Origin of the sequence: Acinetobacter chengduensis (assembly GCF_003664645.1) — a bacterium.
Lineage (GTDB): Bacteria > Pseudomonadota > Gammaproteobacteria > Pseudomonadales > Moraxellaceae > Acinetobacter > Acinetobacter chengduensis.
On the sequence record NZ_RCHC01000043.1, the window covers coordinates 1 to 5,827 of the forward strand.

Genomic DNA, 5,827 nt, shown 5'->3' on the forward strand with positions numbered 1-5,827 from the left:
GGCCCCATTTCACAATGATGAAAGCACCTCCTGTAAGACTGGATACCACAGTACAAATTAGCCCCACCGCCCATTCTTGTGGTGAGCGTGGAAGCCTCATCATAATGACAACAGTTGCAACCAGACAGATGGCTAATGTCACAGCCACTGCAGCTCCATAAAACTTTAAAAAAGTAGCAATACCACTTGTAGAGACAGGCTCCATTTATTTCCCCTATTTTTTGGCAATAAAAAAGCACCCGAAGGTGCTGTTGATTTAGTCACTATTTAAACTTCAATCTGTATCACTTCACCACTGGGTGCTAAGCGCTTTATCTCTCCATCACTAATAAATACAGTAGCACCCAAGTTATAACGTGTTGTGCTGGTACACATCACTAAACCCGATCCATCGACCACTAAGACTTTATAGTTTGGATGGCTCTCACTGGTGATCGTACCAATAAATTCTGGCGCTTTAGGCAGTAAGCCAATCAAACGTTGCAGTGCATTACTCATGATTCACACGCTCCACTTTAATGGTTTGATTGATCACAGCATGACTAAATGAGACGCTGACACTATCCACGATGCCCCACCATTCAGAATTAAATGCAAGCACTTCACCTAGTACACACTCACCAATTTCTGATGAGATCGGCATCGTAAAGGTGTGGGTTTCTACCATTCCCGCTTTAGCCAGTTTTGATTTCCCGAAAGAGCCCATACTGACGTGATCAAAGAGTGGATTATTTTCCGCCGGCAGGATCGTGTCTGCATTGGTTCCGGTTCGTCTTACTTGCGCAAGCTTTCCCGTACGGTCATTGGTAAGTGTGATGCCGTTGTAGTCTGGATATAACTCATAGTCTGTAGATTGCGCAGTAACAATACTTTCAGGAATTAGCCGATCGTAATCATCAATAGTCAGTGAATCCCAAAAGGTCTTTTTATAAAGGGACCTAATGGTCAATGCATTGCCATTTTTTTCGCTATACACAAATCCACCACCGCTTTCTGCCACCATTTTAATCACTGAAATCGGTGCTAAATTGCTATAACTCAAACTGTTGTTTGCAACAATCCACCCTAATTCATCAATCAATTGCCAATTCAATTGTGTATTGCTAAACACCCGATCCAATTCTGCCTGACATAACTGTACTGAAGTGCGTTCGTTTTCTTGAAGAAATGAGCGTACAGGTGAATAAGGCTCTGAAAGTAATGCTGTTTGGCTTCGTCCAGTGAGCACATAAACATCTTGTGCAAACTTCCGTGCGCGACTTCGATTTTCAAGAAGCATTTGATGCTCATTGCCATTCACTATAATTTTCAAAATCACGGGCTGGCTATTAATGGGTTCAAGTTTAGGTAATTCACCTGCTGGGACAGTCAAGCTATATGACCAACACCAGCGACTGCGATCCGTACTGTAATTTCCATCCAGCACATTTATTTCCTCACCATTGTCTAAGCGAGTTACAGATAAAGTATTCAAGATATGCCACCAGTTTTTATTTGGAATTGCAGGAATGCAGTCATCTGCCCCAAAATTCAGAACGACGTTGTGTGAGTCAATATCATGACATAGGCATACAAACTCAAGATTGCCTGTACCCTCATATTGAGGAATTTCAGGCTCAGGCCATGGTTCAATCGGATGCTTGCGATAATGGATAGATTTGGCTTTATCCCAAAGGATCTCATCTTGTGTGACCAGCTCTAAGCCCTTGTCCCAATCAAAACTAAACCGCTTTTCAATCATATGCGCGACTTGATGTGAAAACGAAATATTCCGTCGCTTTCGGATCATCTCTTGATGCGAAAATTCACGATTCAATCGAAGCTTGATAGATTCATCAAAATACAGGTTCCTCACAATACGAATTTTGAGATTTTCTTGCCAACCTATACTTTGGTTTCGACTTAGTTTTAAACCCTGATCAAATACAGAATAGATAGATTCAGATAAAGTCAGTCCACGCTCAAAACCCACATCTGAAATATAATTGATCACCAAACCACGGTCATAAAAAAAGCTACTGTTTGACACCCTAAGTACAGGTTTCGCCCATGGTATTTCGGTTGATCCAAGATGTACTACCGCTTTTTCATATACGGTATTAAGTCTCAGCTCCACCCCTAATTGATGATTGATATCAAACAAGGCATCAAAATCAGGATTGAATGACGTATTGATCACAACATCAAGGGAGCAATACGCATTAATCCCTACCACATATAGCTCTGGAACGAAATCTGTGTTGATGGTTGCTTCAAGCCGTGCAGTTTGCCCTGATACAGCGCTAAATTCAGCATGAAATGAAACATTAATCTCAGCTTCAAGTGCATTGAAATCAAAACTCTGCGCCTGAAACAAAGCCAAAAATGAGGTATCAATGGTTGCGTCAAGTGATGCGAGGTTTTGTTCATCCGCTCCAAAATTAAGATCTGCAGATCCGGTCACAAGATCTTTAAAATTAAGATTTACATGATGTGCATCAGGTGGAATATAGTTCGCCACATGCCCACCTCACTTATGTAGACGGCTTTAGAATTAATGAGTTCATCATTAAGGTACTGCCAAGCACCAATTCGGGATTTGCCAGCTCTATATCTGTACCCACGGTAAAGTCTGCAATAGCTTCACCAGCACCATTTAGCAGTCGTGCCCATATTGCAATTCCCGCTTTTGTTACCGTTGCCGCATCAGTCTGATAAAGCTCTATACGATCAGCATGCATGGTTTTTAAGCAAGGCTTCGGCAAAGTTAAGATTACCAACTTAGCAGCATTATTCGCGGCTACTGAGACCGAAGCAGGTTTCGCATCATCATAAAAAACAAAGGAAGCATTTGAGCTTCCTTGATCGAGATACGCCGCCAGCGCTTGAAGTTGCACAAGACCAGCTTTTAAAGAGGGTTGAATCATTTCGGCACCACATTATCTTGAATGACTGCGTTGTATTGTTGTTTCTGGTCAAAAGCAACAATAAATGTTTTCAAATCTGCATATAGATTTAAGAATTGATAGCGACCTTTGATGTCTGGCTTGCTTACTGCAATTGGGAGTAGATTCGACCTATTGTAAAGTATAACTATTGCATCTATGTATTTCTCTCCCTGCTTGTTGATAGAGCCCTTAATGCTGCTATAAATCAGGCCATTTAGGTCTTGAAGCATCACTCCATTTTTCTTAACAACAAAGCCCGTCGGTTTCATGCTAATTCACCTAAATAAAAATAAACACCTCCGGGATTGGTATCAGAACCTATTCGTGTACGTATTGTTGAAGCTACATACATCGAATTCTCTGATAGCAATGGCGTTAGTCCAGAGATCAATCTTCCGGAATAACATACACAAGGTAACGCCCCTTTTAAAAAACCACCTGTATCAAAAATAGGAATGGTTAAAGCTGGAACAGCTGATCCCCCAAATGCCCCAGCTCGACCTGTTGTTGAATTATATGTAATGCCATACGTTATGATGTGTGCGGATAAAGGATTTAAGGGGCTATATCGTGTGCTAATAAATCCTCTGCCCGATTCAGGAACAGCAATGGGGTCTCCTCCTGTTGCGAGTATAGTGGTTAAGCTACCATCACTAGCTTTGATTTTTGCCTCCATCGCCATCAGAAACCATGGCTTAATAACATCATCTGGAAGACTTGTGTCGTAAATTCCACAACCAATCAATCTTGAGGAAGCAATATTTGTAGTTGTTGCCATAGAGCCTATAAAAAAATTGTGATTACCACATAGAGTAAACCCTCTGTTACCTGCCATTGATCCATTACTTTCGGCTTCTTGCACAGCATAGTTGGCGGTACTAGTCATATATGCCCAGTGCCATTTAAACCAACCGCGAATACAATTGCCTGCGTTACCTTCTATTGTCCAGTTTTTTGAGGGATTTTCAGGGTCAAACGGTAATTGCAACACATTAGGATCTTGATAATCATCAATATGATCCATGTGCTCAAGCAAACCAACCATTGCTGATTTTGCGTAGCTAGAATTATATGAGTTCGTTCCATCAGAAATGGTTTCATCGACACGAATATACGGATGCTTCAATGTTGGAGTTTTTGCACGATAAACTCGCTTAACATCCTTATCATCACGAAAAATAATGTCATAACCCAGTGATGCTAATTTGCTAGCGCCTTTAGTTGTAATTGCAGTCTCAGCAATAGTGTTCGCTGGTTTTAGGATTAACTGCGTGTCACTTGGCACACCTTTAATTCGATACTTCTGATTTAAAGATATAGGCTCAAAACCTACAAGCTCAACCACTTGTAGCAACATAGCTTTATGCGGTGCAAATAGCGTTATATGAACGTCACCCTGCTCATCAATTGATGCTGAAGTGACATCTGGCAGTTCAACTCCATTGACTAGACAAGCATCTAAAAGGCGGATCATATCTCCCCAATTATTACTCAGCACCAAACCATTTAAATGGCTAAAAAATTGAACATCTACATCAGTCGCCATTTTTTCGACCCGTAAAAAAGACCGCCGAAGCGGTCATATTAAAGTTGAGGTTTAAGCAACCCGGTCAATATCACCGCGCAGCATGATTTGGAATGAATCAGACAACACTGTTGGTTCAGACTGCTTTACGGTACGAATTACCCAAATCGGATAATTCGCACCAATTGAGTTAAAGCGCATAGTATTGCCATTCGCCCATCCGCTACCCCAGCCTTCTTTTTTAATCTTAAAGTATGGAGCATTGGTGATTGGGTTTAGAGGCGCATAGTCCGCTGTGGTTGTGCCACGTTGCGCTAGCTCCCCAGTGTATTCACCCACACACTTAAACGTTGTTGCATCAGTAAACACCATAGCCCAGCGCTCTTGAATTGCACCCTTGTTGCTCACTTCAATCGGATACAAAGCATCGTTGTAGTTTGCTGAAATTGCGCCACCTATCGCCTCATCCGACCAAACAGAATTCCAAGTGGGTTGAACAAATAAACGTGTGTAACGTGATTTCATATCACCAATCACAAGTGCAGATCCAACAATTGTATTTGCTGGATCATAGTTATGTGTCAATGGCTTAGTAAAAGTCACATGGCCATTGATTTTGACATCACGTACAAGGCCCATGTCTTGATAGCGGTATTTAGCAATCAATGGGCCTGTTAGATTCCCCAAAGCAAAGTCACCATTTAAAGTTAGTTTGCCGTAGTCATAGTCCACGGTATACATATCAAAAGGAATTTTGATTCCATTTGCATCTTCAAGTTCACACCAAGAGATTCGCTGATCAGCCAAAGCATAGATTTTTCCAGCAATATAGTCAGGCAGTTCCTGCGATTTGCTTGCGCTGACAATACCAATCTCACCACTGCGGAAAATCGGTACACGGCCATCAATCGGTAAGCGCACTGCAGATAAACCAAGCAACTCTGCATCAATCGGAATGTAGCTGAATCCGACTGCACTATATTTGATGGTTTCAGGCAAAACCATAATCGGCTTATGAATCCATTGCTTTCCATCTTTCGCATATTCAAGTTCAGCCACATACCAGTCCTGCGCCATAATTTCCGCGCGATTCGCTTCAGTAATAATCACTTTTTCACGAAAAACGAATTGGCCATAGCCTTGGTCAAAGTTAAAGAATCCATCGCAGTCTGCCGTATCAATCGTGCCTGAACCATCTGGCACAATATTCAGCACGCCACCTTCAACCTTTACTGCAGATAAAGTCAATGATTGAGCGCGAATTGGAATCATCGGTGCACGATAAGACACTTGGTTGGTTTTTACACTCTCTAGCTGTGTTGCCAATGACTCCAAAACTGGGTTATTCGCGCCGCCTACATCCCACGATGAAATT

At 41.8% G+C, this 5,827-nt stretch carries 5 protein-coding genes and 2 pseudogenes; all 7 read right to left on the reverse strand.

Annotation, left to right across the window (positions count from 1 at the left end):
* Positions 1-205: pseudogene (locus tag D9K81_RS17780) on the reverse strand (hypothetical protein); the annotation flags it as partial.
* Positions 206-267: 62 nt separating this feature from the next.
* Positions 268-498 carry a hypothetical protein gene (locus tag D9K81_RS17785; RefSeq protein ID WP_117007093.1) on the reverse strand — a complete coding sequence of 77 codons (231 nt, stop codon included), beginning with the start codon at positions 496-498 and terminating at the stop codon, positions 268-270.
* Positions 491-2,500: a hypothetical protein gene (locus tag D9K81_RS17790; RefSeq protein WP_120376140.1), complete on the reverse strand. Its 2,010-nt coding sequence runs from the start codon at positions 2,498-2,500 to the stop codon at positions 491-493. The genes D9K81_RS17785 and D9K81_RS17790 overlap by 8 nt, the downstream gene beginning before the upstream one ends.
* 13 nt (positions 2,501-2,513) lie before the next feature.
* Positions 2,514-2,906 (reverse strand): hypothetical protein, encoded by a 393-nt coding sequence (locus D9K81_RS17795; protein WP_117007091.1) that lies wholly within the window; start codon positions 2,904-2,906, stop codon positions 2,514-2,516.
* A complete protein-coding gene (locus tag D9K81_RS17800; RefSeq protein WP_117007090.1) occupies positions 2,903-3,196 on the reverse strand; it encodes a hypothetical protein in 294 nt (97 codons plus the stop codon). Before D9K81_RS17800 ends, D9K81_RS17795 begins: the two co-directional genes overlap by 4 nt.
* Positions 3,193-4,473 (reverse strand): hypothetical protein, encoded by a 1,281-nt coding sequence (locus tag D9K81_RS17805; RefSeq protein WP_120376139.1) that lies wholly within the window; start codon positions 4,471-4,473, stop codon positions 3,193-3,195. Before D9K81_RS17805 ends, D9K81_RS17800 begins: the two co-directional genes overlap by 4 nt.
* A gap of 51 nt (positions 4,474-4,524) precedes the next feature.
* A pseudogene (locus D9K81_RS17810) lies at positions 4,525-5,827 on the reverse strand (hypothetical protein); the annotation flags it as partial.

What these genes read in the sequence shown, in the direction of transcription:
- D9K81_RS17785 (WP_117007093.1), bottom strand. Translation starts at nt 498, where the DNA reads ATGAGTAATGCACTGCAACGTTTGATTGGCTTACTGCCTAAAGCGCCA.
- D9K81_RS17795 (WP_117007091.1), bottom strand. Translation starts at nt 2,906, where the DNA reads ATGATTCAACCCTCTTTAAAAGCTGGTCTTGTGCAACTTCAAGCGCTG.
- D9K81_RS17800 (WP_117007090.1), bottom strand. Translation starts at nt 3,196, where the DNA reads ATGAAACCGACGGGCTTTGTTGTTAAGAAAAATGGAGTGATGCTTCAA.
- D9K81_RS17805 (WP_120376139.1), bottom strand. Translation starts at nt 4,473, where the DNA reads ATGGCGACTGATGTAGATGTTCAATTTTTTAGCCATTTAAATGGTTTG.